This is a genomic window from Microvirga lupini (genome assembly GCF_014191055.1).
In the GTDB taxonomy this organism is placed as follows: domain Bacteria; phylum Pseudomonadota; class Alphaproteobacteria; order Rhizobiales; family Beijerinckiaceae; genus Microvirga; species Microvirga lupini_A.
In genome coordinates, this window is sequence record NZ_JACHWB010000007.1 from 123,309 (window position 1) to 142,143 (window position 18,835).

18 protein-coding genes are annotated in these 18,835 nt (G+C 61.7%); 13 read left to right on the forward strand and 5 right to left on the reverse strand.

The features are described 5' to 3' along the window. The first annotated feature begins 45 nt into the window (after positions 1-45). From FHR70_RS20465 to FHR70_RS20475, 3 genes are all read left to right on the forward strand, one after another. Positions 46-1,413, forward strand: coding sequence for an aspartate aminotransferase family protein (locus FHR70_RS20465; RefSeq protein WP_210277727.1), 1,368 nt, complete (start codon positions 46-48; stop codon positions 1,411-1,413). 334 nt (positions 1,414-1,747) lie between these two features. Then, positions 1,748-2,584, forward strand: coding sequence for a universal stress protein (locus FHR70_RS20470; RefSeq protein WP_183453682.1), 837 nt, complete (start codon positions 1,748-1,750; stop codon positions 2,582-2,584). Positions 2,585-2,713: 129 nt separating this feature from the next. Then, on the forward strand, positions 2,714-3,298 hold the full coding sequence (locus FHR70_RS20475) for an NAD(P)H-dependent oxidoreductase (protein WP_183453684.1): 585 nt from the start codon (positions 2,714-2,716) through the stop codon (positions 3,296-3,298). Between the two features lie 3 nt (positions 3,299-3,301). Here the strand turns inward: FHR70_RS20475 and FHR70_RS20480 are convergent, their stop codons facing one another. Then, complete coding sequence (locus FHR70_RS20480; protein ID WP_183453686.1) at positions 3,302-3,997, reverse strand: DUF1003 domain-containing protein; 696 nt, start codon at positions 3,995-3,997, stop codon at positions 3,302-3,304. Between the two features lie 107 nt (positions 3,998-4,104). On the opposite strand from FHR70_RS20480, the gene FHR70_RS20485 reads away from it, so the two are divergent. The 4 genes from FHR70_RS20485 to FHR70_RS20500 all read left to right on the forward strand — a co-directional run bounded on the left by FHR70_RS20485 (position 4,105) and on the right by FHR70_RS20500 (position 7,875). Continuing rightward, a complete protein-coding gene (locus tag FHR70_RS20485; protein WP_183453688.1) occupies positions 4,105-5,700 on the forward strand; it encodes an MBL fold metallo-hydrolase in 1,596 nt (531 codons plus the stop codon). Between the two features lie 129 nt (positions 5,701-5,829). Next, positions 5,830-6,234, forward strand: a complete 405-nt coding sequence (locus tag FHR70_RS20490) for a hypothetical protein (RefSeq protein WP_183453689.1) — start codon at positions 5,830-5,832, stop codon at positions 6,232-6,234. Then, positions 6,234-6,551, forward strand: a complete 318-nt coding sequence (locus FHR70_RS20495; protein WP_183453691.1) for a c-type cytochrome — start codon at positions 6,234-6,236, stop codon at positions 6,549-6,551. Before FHR70_RS20490 ends, FHR70_RS20495 begins: the two co-directional genes overlap by 1 nt. 316 nt (positions 6,552-6,867) lie before the next feature. Next, positions 6,868-7,875 (forward strand): 2-hydroxyacid dehydrogenase, encoded by a 1,008-nt coding sequence (locus FHR70_RS20500; RefSeq protein ID WP_183453693.1) that lies wholly within the window; start codon positions 6,868-6,870, stop codon positions 7,873-7,875. An 88-nt stretch (positions 7,876-7,963) separates the two neighbouring features. Here the strand turns inward: FHR70_RS20500 and FHR70_RS20505 are convergent, their stop codons facing one another. After that, positions 7,964-8,662, reverse strand: coding sequence for a GntR family transcriptional regulator (locus FHR70_RS20505; protein WP_183453695.1), 699 nt, complete (start codon positions 8,660-8,662; stop codon positions 7,964-7,966). 186 nt (positions 8,663-8,848) lie between these two features. Between FHR70_RS20505 and FHR70_RS20510 the strand changes: the two genes are divergently transcribed. The 6 genes from FHR70_RS20510 to FHR70_RS20535 all read left to right on the forward strand — a co-directional run bounded on the left by FHR70_RS20510 (position 8,849) and on the right by FHR70_RS20535 (position 15,380). Continuing rightward, positions 8,849-9,820 carry a Bug family tripartite tricarboxylate transporter substrate binding protein gene (locus FHR70_RS20510; RefSeq protein ID WP_183453697.1) on the forward strand — a complete coding sequence of 324 codons (972 nt, stop codon included), beginning with the start codon at positions 8,849-8,851 and terminating at the stop codon, positions 9,818-9,820. Positions 9,821-9,976: 156 nt separating this feature from the next. Next, positions 9,977-10,438: a tripartite tricarboxylate transporter TctB family protein gene (locus FHR70_RS20515; RefSeq protein WP_246408377.1), complete on the forward strand. Its 462-nt coding sequence runs from the start codon at positions 9,977-9,979 to the stop codon at positions 10,436-10,438. Between the two features lie 11 nt (positions 10,439-10,449). Further along, the gene (locus FHR70_RS20520) at positions 10,450-11,955 is read left to right on the forward strand and encodes a tripartite tricarboxylate transporter permease (RefSeq protein WP_183453701.1); all 1,506 of its coding nucleotides are present in this window, start codon (positions 10,450-10,452) and stop codon (positions 11,953-11,955) included. A 56-nt stretch (positions 11,956-12,011) separates the two neighbouring features. Continuing rightward, positions 12,012-13,751, forward strand: a complete 1,740-nt coding sequence (araD, locus tag FHR70_RS20525) for an L-arabinonate dehydratase (protein ID WP_183453703.1) — start codon at positions 12,012-12,014, stop codon at positions 13,749-13,751. A gap of 18 nt (positions 13,752-13,769) precedes the next feature. Next, positions 13,770-14,489 carry a ribonuclease activity regulator RraA gene (locus FHR70_RS20530; protein ID WP_183453705.1) on the forward strand — a complete coding sequence of 240 codons (720 nt, stop codon included), beginning with the start codon at positions 13,770-13,772 and terminating at the stop codon, positions 14,487-14,489. An 87-nt stretch (positions 14,490-14,576) separates the two neighbouring features. Beyond that, positions 14,577-15,380 (forward strand): HpcH/HpaI aldolase family protein, encoded by an 804-nt coding sequence (locus FHR70_RS20535; RefSeq protein ID WP_183453707.1) that lies wholly within the window; start codon positions 14,577-14,579, stop codon positions 15,378-15,380. Between the two features lie 33 nt (positions 15,381-15,413). On the opposite strand, the gene FHR70_RS20540 is transcribed toward FHR70_RS20535, so the two are convergent. The 3 genes from FHR70_RS20540 to FHR70_RS20550 form a co-directional block, all read right to left on the reverse strand. Next, on the reverse strand, positions 15,414-16,346 hold the full coding sequence (locus FHR70_RS20540; RefSeq protein WP_183453709.1) for a siderophore ABC transporter substrate-binding protein: 933 nt from the start codon (positions 16,344-16,346) through the stop codon (positions 15,414-15,416). Between the two features lie 33 nt (positions 16,347-16,379). Then, on the reverse strand, positions 16,380-16,664 hold the full coding sequence (locus FHR70_RS20545; RefSeq protein WP_183453711.1) for a DUF2218 domain-containing protein: 285 nt from the start codon (positions 16,662-16,664) through the stop codon (positions 16,380-16,382). Positions 16,665-16,772: 108 nt separating this feature from the next. Then, positions 16,773-18,734, reverse strand: coding sequence for a TonB-dependent receptor domain-containing protein (locus FHR70_RS20550; RefSeq protein WP_183453713.1), 1,962 nt, complete (start codon positions 18,732-18,734; stop codon positions 16,773-16,775). Between the last annotated feature and the right edge of the window lie 101 nt (positions 18,735-18,835).

An 18,835-nucleotide genomic window follows, 5' to 3' on the forward strand; every position in this document is an offset into this window, starting at 1 on the left:
ACTCTCAACGATCCATCGCATGATAGAGGAGACGGTTCGATGAAAATGCCTGACATGTCCGATCTCGCCAGCTGGCAGTCGATCGACCGTGCCCACCACATCCATCCGTTCACGGATCAGAAGGCGCTGCGAGCATCCGGATCCAGAATCATCTGCAAGGGTGAGGGCGTCTACCTGCAGGATGTCGAAGGCAACCGCTATCTGGACGGCATGGCCGGTCTCTGGTGCGTCAATGTCGGCTATGGCCGGCAGGAGCTCGTCACCGCGGCAACCCGGCAAATGGAGGAGCTTGCCTATTACAACTGCTTCTTCAACACCTCGACGCCCGCCGCAACGCGCCTGTCCCAGCTTCTGGCCCAGGTGACGCCGGACGGCTTCAACCAGTGTTTCTTCACCAATTCAGGCTCAGAGGCCAACGACACGGTGCTGCGCTTCGGGCGGCATTACTGGGCGCTTAAAGGCAAGCCGGAAAAGACGATTTTCATCAGCCGCCGCAATGCCTATCACGGCAGCACGGTCGCGGCCGGGAGTCTCGGCGGCATGGCCTGGATGCATTCGCAGGGCGGTCTGCCGATCCCCGACATCGCGCATATCGATCAGCCCTATTGGTATCACGAGGGTGGTGACGAGACGCCGGAGGAATTCGGCATCCGCGTCGCCCGTCAGCTCAAGGCCAAGATCCGCGAACTCGGACCTGATCGCGTCGCCGCCTTCATCGCGGAGCCGATCCAGGGATCTGGGGGCGTCATCATCCCGCCGTCCACCTACTGGCCGGAGATCAAGAGGATCTGTGCCGAGAACGAGATTCTCTTCATCGCCGATGAGGTCATCTGTGGGTTCGGACGTACCGGAAAATGGTTCGGCTCCGAGTTCTACGACCTGAAGCCCGACATGATGAGCATGGCGAAAGGCCTTTCATCAGGATATGTACCGATTGGCGCCGTGATGATGAGCGACGAGGTGGCCGACACCCTGGTGGCCAACGGCTTCCTGTCCCACGGCTTCACCTATTCGGGCCATCCGCTCGCCTGCGCGGTTGCCGTGCGCAACATTGAGATCATGCTCAACGAGAGGCTGGTCGAGCGGGTGGAAAGCGACATTGGGCCCTATTTCCAGGAAAAGTGGGCTTCATTGAAAAATCATGCTCTTGTGGGCGAGGCTCGCTCAATCGGCCTGATCGCGGGTCTGGAGATGGTCAAGGATAAGTCTCGGCGTGAGAAATTCCCCACGACCGCGCGTGTCGGCCTTTTCTTCCGCGAGGCCGCCTTTCGCAATGGGTTGGTGCTGCGCGCCATCGGCGACACCGTCGTGGCCTCGCCACCCCTGGTCATCACTCATGCCGAGGTCGATGAGCTGATCGAGAAGCTCGGGCGGACCCTGGATGAGACGGAGCGCTACGTGCGCACTCTATAACCTGCCGGAGATCCTCGTCGGACGACATCCACGTGGGCATTCCAGCAGGATCAGCAACTTCAGGCCGCTCGGGTGATAAACACGGGTGGTATGGATGGGCTTGTCCATGATGCCCCTCCGGAACCCGGTATCGATCGGTTTCGCAAGATCACCCTGCCGGCCTTCGCCTCGTCACGGCCAGCCGAAGAGAGGTCGAGTCTCACGATTCGTGATTCACCGGCGGCCTCTCTCGATCCCTTGCGCTGGATCAAAGCATTTCTCCAGCTTCAAGCGCATAATATCCGCGATTGATGGTCCGGCGACCACTCGCTGGGGCAAGCAGAGGGAGACGGCGATGATCAAGGACATCATGGTGCATCTGGATGGAAGCCCGGACGACGAGATCCGGCTTGAATATGGCCAAGCCATTGCCGCCATCGATCGGGCCCACCTGATCGGCGTCTTCACCAATCCGCTGCCGGATCTGTCGATTGCCATGCCGTTCGACGGAGGTGCTGCCGCCGTCGCGCAGGTTGTCTCCGACCTGGAAGAGCAGGCGCGCCGGGAGGGTGATGCGACGGCCAAACGTCTGACCGAGAGGCTCACCGGGCTTCAGACCCCAAGCGAGCTGCGCCGTTTCGACGAGACCCCCGGCACCATGCCGATCAAGGTTGCGGAACAGGCCCGGTATGCCGATTTGTTCGTGACGACACGCCCGTATGGTGCAGGCGAGGAACCTGTCTGGCTGGACCTTGTCGAGACCGTCCTGTTCGGCAGCGGGCGCGGCCTCATGATCGTGCCTCCCGGCCGTCATCGTCAGGGGCCGGTTCAGACTGTTCTCGTGGCCTGGAACGGCAGCCGCGAGGCCGCTCGGGCGGTGAGCGAGGGATTAGATTTCATCGAGAGGGCCACTCGTGTCGTGGTCCTTATGATCGGGCATCGAACCGGGGCGGAGACCGGATCAGAGATCAAGGCCCACCTCAATCGACATGGCATCATGCCCGAGATCATTGCCGTCGAAAGCGAGGGGCGGCGGGTTGCGGACATTGTGTTGGAGGAGGCCAAAAGCGTCTCGGCCGATCTGATCGTCATGGGCGGGTACGGCCATACCCGCCTGCGGGAACAGATCTTCGGTGGCGCGACCCTCGATATGCTGACGCTTTCGGATCGCCCGGTCTTGCTGGCACATTAAAGTATCGGACATGAATCCGAACTCACGTCCGATGCTTCAAGTTTTTGGTTTGACGCATCTTTCCACGCGAAACCGATGCCCACTTTTGCGTTCGATGCTCCAGCTTTCAAGCTGCTCTGAGAACCCGGCATGACACGGATCGTCATCATCCAGGGACATCCAAGCTCCGACAGCCGGCATTTCTGCCATGCTGTGGCCGATGCCTATGCTCAGGGTGCTGCAGAAGGGGGACATGAGGTCCGCCTCATTTCCGTTGCCGGGCTCGATTTCCCGCTGCTGCGCTCCAAGGGCGATTGGGAGGGTGCGCCGCCGCCTCCTGCCGTTGCAGACGCTCAAAAGGTGCTGGCCTGGGCCGAGCACTTCGTCATCATCTATCCTCTCTGGCTCGGTGGAATGCCGGCGCTGCTCAAGGGTTTCATGGAGCAGGCGTTCCGACCAGCCTTCATGACCGGCGGAGGTGGCTCAGGGGCGAGTTGGAAAACGGCCCTCAAGGGCCGCTCGTCCCGGATCATCATCACCATGGGCATGCCGGGCCTCGCCTACCGTTGGTACTTCGGCGCGCATAGCCTCAAGAGTCTCAAGCGCAGCATCCTGTCCCTGGTCGGCATCGGTCCAAACCGCCATACCCTGATCGGCATGATCGAGGGCATGAGCGATACCAAGCGCAAGGCGTGGCTCAGCGCCGCCCGTCACCTCGGGGTCAGAGGCCGGTAGGCGTCACCTTCGCTCCTGCAGCAGCTCGATCTGCAATTCCTGTATCTCCGCCAGGCGTTCCCACTGCCGCGAAATAAGGTGGTCGATTTTCTCGTGCAGATGTCGGATTTCGAGCTCGGCTTTCAGATTGACCTGATAGTCGTTCAGGGAGCGTAGCCGATCCTTTGCCTCCTGGCGTCTCTGGCTCATCATGATGATTGGAGCTTGGACGGCCGCTATGCACGAGAGCACCAGGTTGAGCAGAATGTAAGGGTAGGGATCGAAGGCCTCAGATCCTCGCGCCGCATTGATGATGATCCAGACGCCAAGGCCAAGAGCGAAGAAGATCAGGAAAGGCCAGCTCCCGCCGAACCTGGCAAGCGCGTCCGACAGGCGCTCGCCCAGGGTGCGGGTCTCGTCGAAGTTCTCTTCGATGTTTTCCGTGACGGTGATCCCTTCGGCGAGACTGCGTGCCACCTCCCTGTCGAGCCTGGTGAGGTCGCCTCGCTCCTGGCGCAGGAGCTCCTCCACATAACGGAGGCGATACTGGTCGACGGCTGCTCGGCTGATCCGGCTATGGGCGTCCAGACCGGGATGATCCCGCCTGATCCTGTCCGCGAGAGCAGGGTGCAGCTGATCGATAAGGAGAAGATCCTTTTGTGGATATGCTTGGCCCGTGATCGGACAGACCGTATGGGAGGACGCTGGGTTGGAGGTCATGATCGCCATTTCCGATGATTTGGCATGGATCAAACTTAGCCGCTCGACGATGATGTACCAAGGTGCCATTGTCGTGCCTGATCGTTTCCTGCATCCAGGAGATCCCCTTGTCGCTTCGCCTTCACTTTTACGGTGCTGCCCGGACCGTGACCGGCTCCTGCTTCCTGCTTGAGACGGATGACGCCCGTGTCCTGGTCGATTGTGGCATGTTTCAGGGCTCGAAGGAGGAGAGGGAGCTCAACTACCAGCACTTCCCGTTCCGGGCTGCCGGGATCGATGCACTCTGCCTGACCCATGCGCATATCGACCATAGCGGCCTCGTGCCGAAGCTCGTGAAGGCTGGCTTCGACGGCCCCATCTACGCGACGGGCGGAACCGCCGATCTTGCGTCCATCATGCTTCCGGATTCCGGCTACATCCAGGAGATGGAGGTCAATCAGCTCAACCGTCGCAACAGCCGCCGTGGACGGGATACGGTATCCCCGATCTATACGGAGGAGGACGCCCTCACGTCCCTCAGGCAGTTTAGACCTGTCGCGTATGGCCAGTGGCAGGAGGTCGCCGTCGGCTTCCGGGCCCGCTACTGGAATGCGGGTCACCTGCTGGGATCGGCTTCTATCGAGATCGAGGTGACGTCCGGCGACAAAGAGGAGCCGACCCGTCTTCTGTTCTCCGGCGATATCGGACCCGATCACAAGCTCCTTCAGCCCGATCCGGACGCGCCGCGCGATCTCGATTACGTGGTCCTCGAATCCACCTATGGCGACACGGACCGGGCTGGCACCACCATCGAACGCCGTCGGCGGATGCTGCGGGACGAGGTGCGCACGGCCATGCGCCCGGGCGGGGCTCTTCTCATTCCGTCCTTCGCGGTGGAGAGGACACAGGAACTGCTCGTCGACCTCATGGAGCTGATGGAAGCGGGCGAGCTGCCGGATATCCCCATCTTCATCGATTCTCCCCTCGCCTCGAAGGCCAGCGCCATCTTCAAGCGCCATGCGGGAGAACTCAGGAATGGCGCCGATCTGGTGCAGGCGCTCGGGTCCCGATGGGTGCGTTTCACGGAGACGGTCGAGCAAAGCAAGGCCATCGACCGCATTCACAGCTTCCACATCATCATTGCGGCCAGCGGCATGTGCGAGGCCGGGCGCATCCGGCATCACCTGAAGGCGTGGCTCTGGAAGGACGAGGCGACCGTTCTCTTTGTCGGCTTCCAGGCGCAAGGCACCCTTGGGCGCATCCTTCAGGACGGCGCGTCGAAGGTCAGAATCCATGGCGAAGAGATCAAGGTCCGCGCCCGGATGAGGACACTCGACCTCTATTCCGGCCATGCGGATGGGCCGGAGCTGAAGACATGGCTCTCGGAACGCTTGCCCGTCCGCCGGGGCGTCTTTCTGGTCCACGGAGAGGATCCGGCCCTGAAGGCTCTGCAATCTTCGCTGGCCGGCCTGGAGCGGACACCGGACGCGCTGATTCCTGAGATTGACGACGTTTATGATCTGAGCGGCGAACGCCCCATGCGCACTGATCGTCCTGAGCCGCGGCTGCCGGGTGCGAACGCCGGACACCGGGATTGGCATAATGACTATGCGGAACTGCTTCTCGCCATCAACGAGGCCGTTGAGGCCGCCGCCGACAAAAGGGCCAAGGGAGTTATCATCCGGCGCATTCGGGAGGCCCTGAGGAGCGGAGTTCGCGAATAGCCTCGGATCAGCTTTCCGAGCTTCGTCACAATCCGGCTTGATCAGGATCAAAGCGTCAGGGTGCGTTCCTCCTAAGCTCTGACACATTGGCGTGGCTTATTAGAGGCACGGCCGTTTCGGGAGGGCCCCATGCTCCATCACATCACGCTCCATCTGGCCCGCAGCAAGCAGTTCCCCGAGGGGAGCCCGCGCTATGGCTACGAGATCACCGCACCGCTCGACGAGCGAGGCCACTTGGACCAGGAAGAATGGGCGGACAAGCGGGCTTATTGTCGTGTTCGCCGCTTCTGGGCCGATGAGGGGGAACGCCAAGGCGTCCTGGTCCACCGTCCGGGCGGGGCCGGCGGAGCAACCTGGATGATCGACTACAACCAGGGTCGTCCGGGCGACGAGGAGGCCGGCTATCACCTCCATCAGCACCGCTTCGCTGAAGGCGAGTACATCACGATCCAGGATGACGATGAAAAGCCCTATACCTTCCGGGTCGTCTCCGTGAAGCCGGCCGAGCCCGTCAGAGCGGAGGAGCATCGATAATGAAGCGTCTCACTCTCCTCTGCATCGCGCTGGCGCTCGGCTCATCGGCCGCGCTGGCGCAATCGGGCCGCGTGCAGCGCGGCTTCACCTTCGCGCAGACCAACTGCTCGCAATGCCACGCCATTGGCCGCTTCGGCGACAGTCCCATTCCCGAGGCACCGCCGTTCCGGACCCTCCACACCCTCTATCCCATCGAGGATCTGGCAGAGGCTTTTGCCGAAGGCATCACCACGGGTCATCCGTCGATGCCACAATTCGAACTCGATCCGGCCCAAATCAACGATCTGCTCGCCTATCTGCAATCCATTCAGGGATAGGGCAGCTGTTGAGGCGAGGCGCTTCTTCACACAAAGGTCTCGCCCTCTGATGCTCAATAGGAGAGGAACAGGGGAACAGGGCCATTCTTGAGCAGGGAGTGGGTCGTGCCGCCGAGCGTCATCTGGCGCAGGCGCCAAGATCCCTTCGCCTGAACCGCCGCCTTAAGTCTTGCTGAAAGCCAAGGCTCGCTGGGATCTGCGTGGAGCGGGTTGCTCACTGGACCAAATCTGGGCAACGCTACAAATCACTTTCCAAGCCTCTTCGCACAGTGCTGGACACCAGGCTTGTGATCGTCAGCCGGAAGGAGCGCCCCCGATGCATGTCACGGTCTTCAGCACCAAGCCCTATGACCGCCGCTTTCTCGAGGCGGCAAACGCCACGGCTGGGCATTCCCTGTCCTTCCTCGAAGCCCGGCTGTCCTTTGCAACGAGCGGTCTGGCCAGCGGTGCCAAGGCCGTATGCGCCTTCGTCAACGATGAGGTGAACGCGAGCGTCCTGGCAAGCCTCGCGGCTGGAGGCGTGAAGCTCGTGGCCCTGCGCGCCGCCGGGTTCAACAATGTCGATCTGGAAGCGGCGCGGCGCGAGGGCATCACGGTGGCGCGGGTTCCAGCCTATTCGCCCCATGCGGTGGCCGAGCATACGGTTGCGCTCATCCTCACCCTGAACCGCAACATCCATCGCGCCTACAACCGGGTGCGGGAGGGCAACTTCGCCCTCGACGGGCTTCTCGGGTTCGATCTGGCGGGCAAGACGGCCGGCGTCGTGGGAACGGGCAAGATCGGCGAGCTGGTCTGCCGGATCCTTACGGGCTTCGGGTGCACCGTGCTCGCCTACGATCTGCAGCCCAATTCCGCCTGCGAGCAGATGGGCGTGCGCTACGGGCCGCTGAAGGAACTGCTCTCATTGTCCGACATCGTGACGTTGCACTGCCCTCTGACGCCTGCCACGCATCACCTCATCGATGCCAAGGTTTTGGCGCGAATGAAACGGGGCGTGATGCTCATCAACACAAGCCGCGGGGCGGTCATCGATACCAGGGCGGTGTTGCGCGGGCTGAAGGACGGCACCATCGGGTATCTCGGCCTTGATGTCTATGAGGAGGAGGCGGACTTCTTCTTCGAGGATCTGTCGCAGCGCTTCATCGACGATGACGTCTTCGCCCGGCTGCTGACCTTCCCCAACGTCCTGATCACCGGCCATCAGGCTTTCTTCACTCAGGAGGCGCTGGCCAACATCGCCGAAACGACCATCACCAACATCACGTCGTTCGAACGGACGGGGCATGCGGTGCACGAAATCTCGGTGGAGAGGATTGCCCGGTAGGGATCAGGCACAATCGTGACATGAAGGCGCTCTCAGGGATCCCGTTTTGGTGCCCGTGCTGGCTAATAATGAAAACGAAACCTCAGGCTTAGGATCTGATGTATCCGGGGTACTTGGCCTTGATCTCATCCACATGAACCAATGTGCCGGAAAGGTGATCCCGCAGATGCTGCTGCGCCTCGGTGGGTTTGCCGTCAGTGATGGCCTGCACGATCAGCCGGTGATGATGCACGATGTTCTGAGCCTTGCCCGGAGTGGGAAGGTGCAATCGGCGCAGGCGATCGATGTGTCCGCTGCGACTGCGCACGAGAACCCAGAGTTCCTGCATCTGCGCCGCCTCGTAGAGATGCTGGTGGAAGTCCTGGTCGGCTGCGGCGAAGGCTTCGAAATCCCCGGCTTCCATCAGCGCCTGCTGCTGGGCCAGGAAGCCTTGGAGCCTTGCGATCAACCTTTGATCGGGCGCAAGCGCCAGGCTCCTGACGATTTCGAGTTCCAGTGAACGGCGCAGGAAGTGCGCCTGATGAGCAAGCGTCAGGTCGATCGGGCTGACCACGGTCGCATGCTGCGGGAAAATCTCCACCAAGCCTTCCTCCTGGAGCTTCAGGAGGGCGTCCCGGATCGGGGTCGAGCTCAAGCCGAATTCCTTCTGGAGGGTGAGGCGGTTCAGCACCGTTCCCGGAGCGAGGGTAAGAGCGAGGATGGCCTCTCGCAAATGCTCGAAGACCTGAGGCGCCGCATGGCGCGATCTGTCCCGGGGCCGCAACGAGCTGACCGTCAAGGTGTCCATCTCTCTATCCTTTCGTGGGCGTCAGCCCACCTGCCGAGGCAGCATTACATCAGAAAGTTGCATCAGGTTACAAGTTGACAGACTAATGCATTAGCGTTTTAGTCGCCAATGTTCCCACTGGGGCATCCAGCCGCAAACCCGCGAAGACGGGTGGTCAAAACCCACGCACATCATAGGAGGAAGCGCATGAAGGCGCTGAAGCTGTTATCCCTCGCGGTCCTTGGCATGGCGATCTCTGCGCCCGCGTTTGCTGCCGGCTATCCGGAAAAGCCCGTGACGGTCGTCGTGCCGTTCCCGGCTGGCGGTGCATCCGACATGACAGCCCGTGTGACCACCCAGAAGATGCAGGAAAGCCTGGGGCAGCCCATCGTCGTGGAGAACAAGCCAGGCGCGAACGGCTCCCTCGGAGCCGGGCAGGTCGCAAAGGCCAAGGCCGACGGCTACACCCTCATTGTCGGTTCGATCGGCGTCTATGCCATCAACCCGGCTCTCTATAAGAGCCTGCCCTACGATCCGGCGAAGGATTTCGACCTGCTCACGGTGGCCGTGCGCACGCCGAACGTTCTCGTGGCCAACCCCAATTTCCCGGCCAACAATGTCAAGGAACTCGTCGAGCATCTCAAGAAGAACCCCGATAAGGTGACCTTTGCCTCGTCGGGCGCGGGCTCCTCCGACCATCTCACCGCAGCCTTGTTCTGGCAGAAGACCGGCACCACCGGCGTCCATGTTCCCTACAAGGGCGGCGCGCCTGCCATCACAGACCTGATCGGCGGCCATGCCGACGTGTCGTTCCAGAACCTCGGCGCCGTGTCGAACCACATCAAGGCCGGCAAGCTGAAGCTTCTGGCCGTCACGGCTGAGAAGCGGAACCCCACCTTCCCGGATGCGCCGACCATGAAGGAAGCTGGCGTCGAGGGTGTCGAGGTCTATTCCTGGCAGGCTGTTGCAGCCCCGAAAGGACTTCCGGCCGACGTGAAGGGCAAGCTCGAGCAGTCGCTGACCTCCGCGTTGAACTCTCCCGAGGTGAAGGGCAAGTTCAACGACATCGGCTTCGAGGTCGTGGCCAATACGAGCGGCCAGTTCTCGGAGTTCCTGAACCAGGAAATCACCCGTTGGAAGACGGTCGTCGAGACCGGCAAGATCACGGCTGACCAATAAGCCAGCCTGCTGGGGCAGCCGTGTTGGCTGCCCCTTATCCTGAATATTCGAAATTGCTGAGAGCGGCGCCATTCGTCCCGGTACTTGTGCGGTCATTGCGCCCGCTGAGATGATGGCAGAACGGCTCATCGTCATTGCACCAGGAGGACGCTCGTGATGTCACACGTGCTCCAGAAGAAAGATTTTTGGGCTGGCGTGCTCTACATCGCTATCGGCGCTGCTGCCTTCTGGATCGGCCGCGATTATCCGATGGGCACGGCCGGGCGCATGGGAGCGGGCTATTTCCCCGCCATCCTGAGCGTCATCCTCATGCTGATCGGCCTGCTCTCGGCGGCGCGCGCTATAGCTCAGGAGGGTGAGGCCGTCGGCGCCATTGCCTGGAAGCCCTTGGCACTTGTCGTCGGCTCGACGGCTCTCTTCGGATTGCTGCTCCCCGGCGCGGGACTTGTCGTCGCTCTGATTGTGCTCATCCTGGTCAGCGCCGCTGCGAGCCAGCACTTCCGCTTCGAACCGAAAGCCGCTGCCGGGCTGATCCTTCTGGTCGTGTTCTGCACGCTCGTTTTCGTCAAGGCTCTTGGCGTTCCGATGCCGCTCGTCGGCTCGTGGTTTGGCGAGTAGGGGCTCAGGCGATGGAAACGCTCTCGAATCTCTGGCTCGGCCTGGAAACCGCCCTGACCTTCTGGAACCTGGCCTATTGTATGGTCGGCGTGCTCCTCGGCACAGCCATCGGCGTGCTGCCGGGGCTCGGTCCCACAGCAACTATCGCCATGCTGTTGCCGGTTACTTTCGGTCTGCCGCCGGTTTCGGCGCTGATCATGCTGGCGGGCATCTACTATGGCGCGCAATATGGCGGCTCCACCACCGCGATCCTGGTGAATCTGCCGGGCGAGTCCTCGAGCGTCGTGACCGCGCTCGACGGCTACCAGATGGCCCGCCAGGGCAAGGCGGGGAGGGCGCTGGCGACAGCCGCCATCGGTTCCTTCTTCGCCGGCACGGTCGCAACGGTTCTTCTTGCCGTCTTTGCTCCTCCCCTGGCTGATCTGGCCTTGCAGTTCGGCCCCGCCGAGTACTTTTCCCTGATGGTGCTTGGTCTCGTCGCATCGGTCGTCCTGGCACATGGCTCTCTGCTGCACGCATTTGGCATGATCATCCTCGGGCTCATCCTGGGGCTGATCGGAACCGACGTGAATTCCGGGACGACCCGGTACACCTTCGGCTTCCCGGAGATCGCAGACGGCATCAATTTCGTCGTTGTCGCCATGGGCGTGTTCGGCCTGGGAGAGATCATCGGCAACCTGGCGAATGAGTCGACGCGCACGGTCATGGCGAAGACCGTCACGGGTCTCATGCCGACGAAGGATGACCTCAAGCAGATGGCAGCGCCGGTCCTGCGTGGAACCGTCCTCGGCTCCATGCTCGGCATTCTTCCCGGCGGCGGGGCCATGCTTGCCTCCTTCGCGGCCTATACGTTGGAGAAGAAAGTTTCCAAACATCCCGAACGGTTCGGCAAGGGAGCCATCGAAGGTGTCGCCGGGCCGGAATCGGCCAACAACGCCGGCGCGCAGACATCCTTCATTCCCATGCTGACGCTGGGCATCCCGTCCAACCCCGTCATGGCTCTCATGATCGGCGCGATGATCATGCAGGGCATCCAGCCCGGGCCGTCTGTGATGACCGAGCAGCCGGTGCTGTTCTGGGGCCTCATCGTCTCCATGTGGATCGGCAATCTCTTCCTGCTTGTCCTCAACCTGCCGCTCATCGGCCTTTGGGTGCGCATGATCTCGGTGCCGTACCACTTCCTGTATCCGGCCATCCTGGTCTTCTGCGCCATCGGCGTGTTCAGCCTGAACAACGCGACCTTCGACGTCTACCTGATGGCGATCTTCGGGTTCCTCGGATACATCTTCCGCAAGCTCGATTGCGAGCCGGCCCCGATGCTGCTCGGCTTCATCCTCGGCCCCATGATGGAAGAGCATCTGCGCCGCACCATGCTGATCTCCAAAGGCGACGCCACGGTGTTCCTGAGCCGCCCGATCAGCGCGACGATGCTGGTCCTGGCGCTCATCCTGCTCGCGACGGTCCTTGCTCCGGCCGTACGCCAGAAACGCGAAGAGGCCTTCCAGGAGGAGGCTTAAGCCTCCTTACCCATGAACCTCGAACAAACCGACATCACAGGCATGACGTGAGTCCCATGACATCGAAGACAAAAAAGCCGGAAGACCTTCGCAGCGCCCGTTGGTTCGCCCCCGACGATCTGCGCGGTTTCGGTCACCGCTCCCGCATCATGCAGATGGGCTATGCTCCCGAGGATTGGGTGGGACGCCCGGTCATCGCGATCATCAACACTTGGTCGGACATCAATCCCTGCCACGCCCATTTCAAGCAGCGTGTCGAGGACGTGAAGCGCGGCGTGTTCCAGGCCGGCGGCTTCCCCATCGAGCTGCCTGCGATCTCGCTGTCGGAGAACTTCGTCAAGCCGACCACTATGCTCTACCGCAACATGCTGGCCATGGACACGGAAGAGCTCATCCGCTCCCATCCGGTCGACGGCGTTGTGCTCATGGGCGGCTGCGACAAGACCACGCCCGGCCTGCTGTTGGGCGCAACCAGCGCCAACCTGCCGACGATCTACATCCCGGCCGGTCCGATGCTGCGCGGCAACTGGAAGGGCAAGACCCTCGGCTCCGGCTCCGATGCCTGGAAGTATTGGGACGAGCGCCGGGCCGGCAACATCACCAAGGAGGATTGGGTGGAGGTCGAGGGCGGCATCGCCCGCAGCCATGGGCATTGCATGACCATGGGCACGGCGAGCACCATGACGGCGATCGCCGAATCCATCGGCATGACGCTGCCGGGTGCGTCCTCCATCCCGGCCGCCGACGTCAATCACATTCGCATGTGCGCGGAGGCGGGCCGCCGGGCCGTCGAGATGGTCTGGGAGGATCTCACGCCGGGCAAGATCCAGACCCGTCCGGCTTACGAGAACGCCATCGCGGTCGCCATGGCCATGGGGTGCTCCACAAATGCCGTGATTCACCTCATCGCCATGGCCCGCCGGGCCGGTCACGACATCGGCCTCGACGATTTCGAGATTGCCAGCCGCAAGGTCCCGGTGATCGCGAATGTCCGCCCGAGCGGTGCGGCCTACCTGATGGAGGATTTCTATTTCGCCGGCGGACTGCCGGCCCTCATGACGCGCATCCGCGGGCATCTGCATCTCGACTGCCTTACGGTAACGGGCAGGACGCTGGGCGAGAACATCGCACGCGCGGAGGTCTACAACGACGATGTCATTCGCACCATCGACAACGCCATTTATCAGGAAGGTGCGTTGGCTGTGCTCAAGGGCAATCTCGCGCCCGACGGCTGCGTCATGAAGCCGAGCGCCTGCGAGCCTCGCCTGCACAAACATTCGGGACCTGCCCTCGTCTTCGACGACTATCCCTCCATGAAGGCCGCCCTCGATGACGATGATCTCGATGTGACGGCGGACCATATCCTGGTCCTGCGCAATGCAGGCCCGCAGGGCGGTCCCGGCATGCCGGAATGGGGCATGCTGCCGATCCCGAAGAAGCTCGTGAAGCAGGGCGTGCGCGATATGCTGCGCCTGTCGGACGCCCGCATGAGCGGCACGAGCTACGGTGCCTGCATTCTTCACGTGTCGCCGGAGGCGCATGTGGGCGGACCGCTCGCCCTCGTGCGCACGGGCGACATCATCACCGTGGACATTCCGGCACGCCGCATCACGCTTGAGGTTTCCAACGAGGAACTCGAGATGAGGCGCGCCCTGATGCCGGAGCGCAAGCCGCGCTTCGAGCGCGGCTACGGTTGGATGTTCACGAAGCATATCCGTCAGGCCCATGAGGGCTGCGATTTTGACTTTCTCGAGACGAGCCACGGCGCGCCCGTGGCCGAGCCCGATATTTTCTAAGTTCCAGGAGATGCACCTATGACCGGATTGAAGCCCGAAACCCGCGAGAAGCTCAAGAAAGTCGCGACCCCGACGCTGATGACGGCGCTCTACAAGCGCGGCCTGCGCAACCAGTGGATACAGGATGTTCACCGCATCAACCGCGACGCCGGCCCGATGGTCGGGGAGGCCTTCACCCTGCGCTACATGCCGGCCCGTGAGGACCTGAACCAGCTGAGCGTCTTCCGCGACCGTGAGCACCCCCAGCGCAAGGCGGTGGAGATCTGCCCTCCCGGAGCGGTTCTCGTCATGGACAGCCGCAAGAACCCGCGTGCGGCCTCGGCGGGCTCGATACTGATCTCCCGTCTGATGGTGCGTGGCGTGGCCGGTGTGGTCACCGACGGCGGGTTCCGCGACACGCCGGAAATCGAAAATCTCGGCATTCCTGCCTATCATAACCGCCCGTCCGCTCCGACGAACCTGACCTTGCATCAGGCCATCGACATCAACGTGCCGATCGGCTGCGGCGATGCACCGGTGTTCCCCGGTGATGTGATCGTCGGCGATGCTGAGGGCGTGGTGGTGATCCCGGCTCACTTGGCCGATGAGATTGCCGACGAGACCACCGAAATGACCGCATTCGAGGATTTCGTGACCGAGGAGGTCTTGAAAGGGCGCTCGATCCTCGGCCTCTATCCGGCCACTGACGAGCAGACCAACGTCGACTTCGCAGCCTGGCGCGAGAGAACTGGCCGCTGATGGGTGGTTGACGAAGAGCCACGACACCACGAACCTGCAATCTCTCTTGCGCTTCAAAGCGCAGGGTGAGGGTTGTTTGGAGGTACAATGAAGGCGAACAGGATCAAGTCGCTCTGGGCGGATGGCAAACCGGTTCTGAATGGCTGGCTATCGATCCCGAATGCGTTCACCGCCGAGATCCTGGCGGAGCAGGGATACGATTCCATCACGATCGATCTCCAGCATGGGCTCATCGACTATCAGGCTGCGCTCGGCATGCTGCAGGCCATGCGTGCCAGTGAGGTCGCGCCTCTCGTGCGCGTTCCGTGGCTTGATCCTGCCGCCATCATGAAGGTGCTCGATGCAGGCGCCTGCGGGGTCATCTGCCCCATGATCAACACGGGCGCGCAGGCCGCCGAACTTGTGTCGTACATGCGCTATCCCCCGTCGGGGACTCGCAGCTTCGGCCCGACCCGGGCCGTGTTCTCCGCTGGCCCGAACTACGGAGCGGAGGCGGACGGCAACGTTCTCTGCTTCGCCATGATCGAAACGGCGGAAGGCTTCAACAATCTCGATGAGATCGTTGCAACTCCTGGCCTGGACGGAGTTTATATTGGCCCGTCCGATCTGACCCTTGGGCTGACCGGGCGGCGATATCCCTTCGGCTTCGATCGGGAGGAGCCGGAGATGGTGGACGCGATACGCAAGATCCTGGATGCAGCCCATCGAGCAGGCATCCGCGCGGCTCTCCATTGCGGCGGCTCGGCCTATGCCGCGAAGGCCATCGGCTGGGGCTTCGACCTTGTGACGCTGCCCAACGATGTCCGCCTGCTTGCCGCCGCATCCGGTGCCAGCGTGGCCGACACGCGAAAATTGATCGCAGAAGGTGCAGGGGCAGCCTCTCAGAGATGATGGACCCGGCAGCCTCGCATGGCCGGAGCAGGCTTATCTCTTGGTCAGCTCTTGTCCGATCTGATCGACACTGGCCTGCAGGGCGGTTGCTCCGGCACCGATAAGGTACCAATTGGCCGGGTCGAGATAGACCACCTGATCCTTCTTCCATGCGGTCGTCTGGGCAACGAGATCGTTGTTCAGAACCTGCCTTGCTGATCCGCCTGCCTGACCGACGGCGGCATCGCGGTCGAGAACGAAGAGCCAGTCCGGGTTGGTCTTGAAAATGAACTCTGCCGAGATCGGCTGCCCATGCGTCGAGATCGTTAGACCTTTTGCTGCCGGCTCGACGCCGAGTGCGTCGTGGATCAGCCCGAATCGCGAGCCCGGCCCGAAGGCGCTGACCTTTCCACCGGTGGTCAGAACGATCAGGCCCGTGCCGGCGCGCTGCCCCGCCCGTCTCACCTCCGCAATGGATTGCTCCAGCTTTGTGACGAGGCCTTCCGCGAGAGCCTCCTTGTCGAAGATGCGGCCGAGGAGGCGAATGTTCCGGATTACATTTTCCAGAAAATCCTTCTGATCGACCGAGAGATCGACCGTCGGTGCGATCTTCGACAGTTCGGCGTATGTCAGGCGCGATCGATCACCGACAATGATCAGATCCGGGGCGGTGGCGTTGACAGCCTCGTAGTTGGGCTCGAACAACGTGCCGATCTTCTCGTAAGCCACCTGCTCATACTTTGCGAGGTGGGCAGGAAGCGCCGCTTTGGGCACGCCGTGCACGGGAACGCCCAGGGCATCGAGAATGTCCAGGGCAGCCAAATCGAATGCCAGAACGGTTTCGGGCTTGAGCTTTAACTCGGTCGTTCCCTGTGCATGGGTCGCCTCAATGGTTTGCGCCGAGGCCGGGTTGAACCCTGCCCCTAAAAATGGTGCGGCAAGGACGGTGGCAATCAGGCCCGCGCGCAAGATCCGTGAAAACGACATCTTTCATCCATTTTACGTTGGGAGAACTGAGGCCTACTGGCGGGTCCATACGATGGTGGGCTTCTCCCTGAAGGCGAAACCTTCCAAATGCTTGTGCACGATATCCTGCACCCGCATGAGGGCGGTTTCATCGTCTCCACTGCATTGCAGGATGAGCTGCGTCTCATCCGCCCTCATGGAGCATGTGCCGAAGACAAAATTCGCTTGTCCGTTGTGAGCGTCGTACTCGACCTCGATCTTGTGGGCGAAATGCTTGCAGAGCTGAATGAGGTAACGGCCTGCGTTCGGCGTCTGCACCTGGGCCTGGGAGCGCGTCATGCTGATTTTCTCCTGAAGCGACCACGATTGCGATCGATGGCGTACCTTCACGGCAAAGGAGAGAGACGGTTCGCGCTGCCTCTCTCCTCGCATTGATGTCGCGGCAGGTCAGAACTTGACGTTCGCCGACAGGTAGACGGAGCGTCCGGGCGAGTAGGCGGGAGTGATCATGTCGGTCTGCCCATAGCTGCCGCGGCTGTAGTACTCCTCGTCGAAGATGTTGCGCACATCGGCCCGGACTGTCACGTTCTGAAGAGCCTTCTGGGTCGGAGCCCATTCGAGGAAGGCGTTGATCACGTTGTAAGCCTCGAACGGATAGAAAGCCTCGGCCCGAAGGGCCGGATCGTCGATTTCAGGTGCAAATTCCGCCGAAGCGCCGAGCGTCAGGCCGTATTCCTGCCACGTATAGGCGCCGCTAAGGGTGAAGATGTCCCCGACGGTTATGCCGTTGTTGTAGTCGCCAGGCAAGGCGATCCGGTCCCCGTAACGAACATCGGCATGGGTGTACTTCGCGCTGATGAATGCGTTCGCCCAGTCATAACGCACGCTGAGGTCAACGCCCTGGCTGCGAAGGTTCTCTCCATTGATGCGCATGGCATTGGTGAAATCATAGGCAACGGGGTCCAGCATCAACGTATGGAAGTAAGCGGCTTCCGCGGAGAAGCCGTGATAGGCGGCAAGCCTGACGCCGGCCCGGACATTGTGTGCCTTGGTCGGGTTCAGGTCGCCGGCATAGGTATAGTCGCGAGCGTGGAAGAGAGCTGTTTCCGCCAGCTCGATGCCGCCGAAATTATAGCTGTAGCCGCCGAAGAGGCTCACATGCTTCGTGAGGAAGTATTCCGCCGATAGATTGGGGCTGAGACCGCTGTTCTGCAGTTCCTGCCCATCGACGGCCTTGTACCATTGGTGGTCCAGGCGCAGGCCCGTCGAGATGATCAGGGGCCCAATCGGCCGAAGGCGGGCCTGGAGATAGGCGCCGAGATTCGTGGATTCCTCGCGAACGTCGTCCGGGAAATAGAAGCGTTTGACGGAGGCGCGCGTATTGACGAAATCAAGGCCGGTCGTGAGGCTACCGAAGCCAAAGCCGAAGGTGTTCTGAACCTTGCCGCCCATGCTCTTCGTGCTTGACTCGAAGTCTCCCGCCGGACGTCCGTAATTGCCGAACGGACGGTCGAGATCATTCTGATTGTAATAGAACAGAACCTCCGGATTGTAGTCATCCGTCGGCTTCGTCATCAGGTAGCGGAACGTGGTCGTGTAGCGGCGCGCCTCGTTGTTGTTGAAGAGCGGATTGACGAAGCCGAGATTGGGTCGAAGGCGACGATAGCCCTTATCCTGGATGTATTCCTGAGACACCTGGAAGCGGTGGCCCTCCGGAGATTCATAGGCGAGCTTGGCCAGCCCGCTGACAAGGTCGGCTGCCGTTCCGGCCTCTTCCTTGCCGAAGCCGTTGCGGTAATCCTGTCCTTCTTCCCGGGTGAGAAGGCCAAGTGCCTCAAAGCCGTTATGCATGCCGTATCCCGCGCCCGTGACATTGACTGTGCGGGAATTGGTGTCGAACCCGGTCGACAGGAAACCGCCATGGGTCCGGCCGGGGAGAATCAGGTCCACCACATCCTTGGTTTCGAATCTGACTGTTCCGCCCAGTGCTCCCGGGCCGGCATCTGCCGGAGATACGGCGGAATCCACCTGCACCGCCTTCAGGACCAGCGGGTTGATGATGATGTTGCCGTTATGGTGCCAGACGTTGCTTTTCTGCTGGGCGCCGTCGATCTGGACGTTCAGCTTGTTCTGATCGATGCCGTGCAGGTAGAATTTCTGGGACGCGACGCTGCCGCCGGCAACTGTGATGGCCGGATCGTCAAGGAAGAGCTGCTTCAGGTCCTGCGGGTTTTCGCGCTCGATATCCTCGGCGGTGACGGCCAGCTCCGCGTTCGGATCGGCCCTCCCGGCTCCCTCGACTGTAATCTGGTCGAGAACGAGCGGCTGCTGAGCAACACCCGGCTGAACCTGACAGAGCAGCAGGACAGGCAGGCTGACTGCCGAGCAGAGAAGATTAGACTTTACCATGACGAGCCCCAGCCCATTGTTGGATGATTGCGGCATTGGACGCATCTGAGCGTCATGCCGGTACGGTCGAGCTGGCTTACCGTCTTTCGGAATGGCCTTCC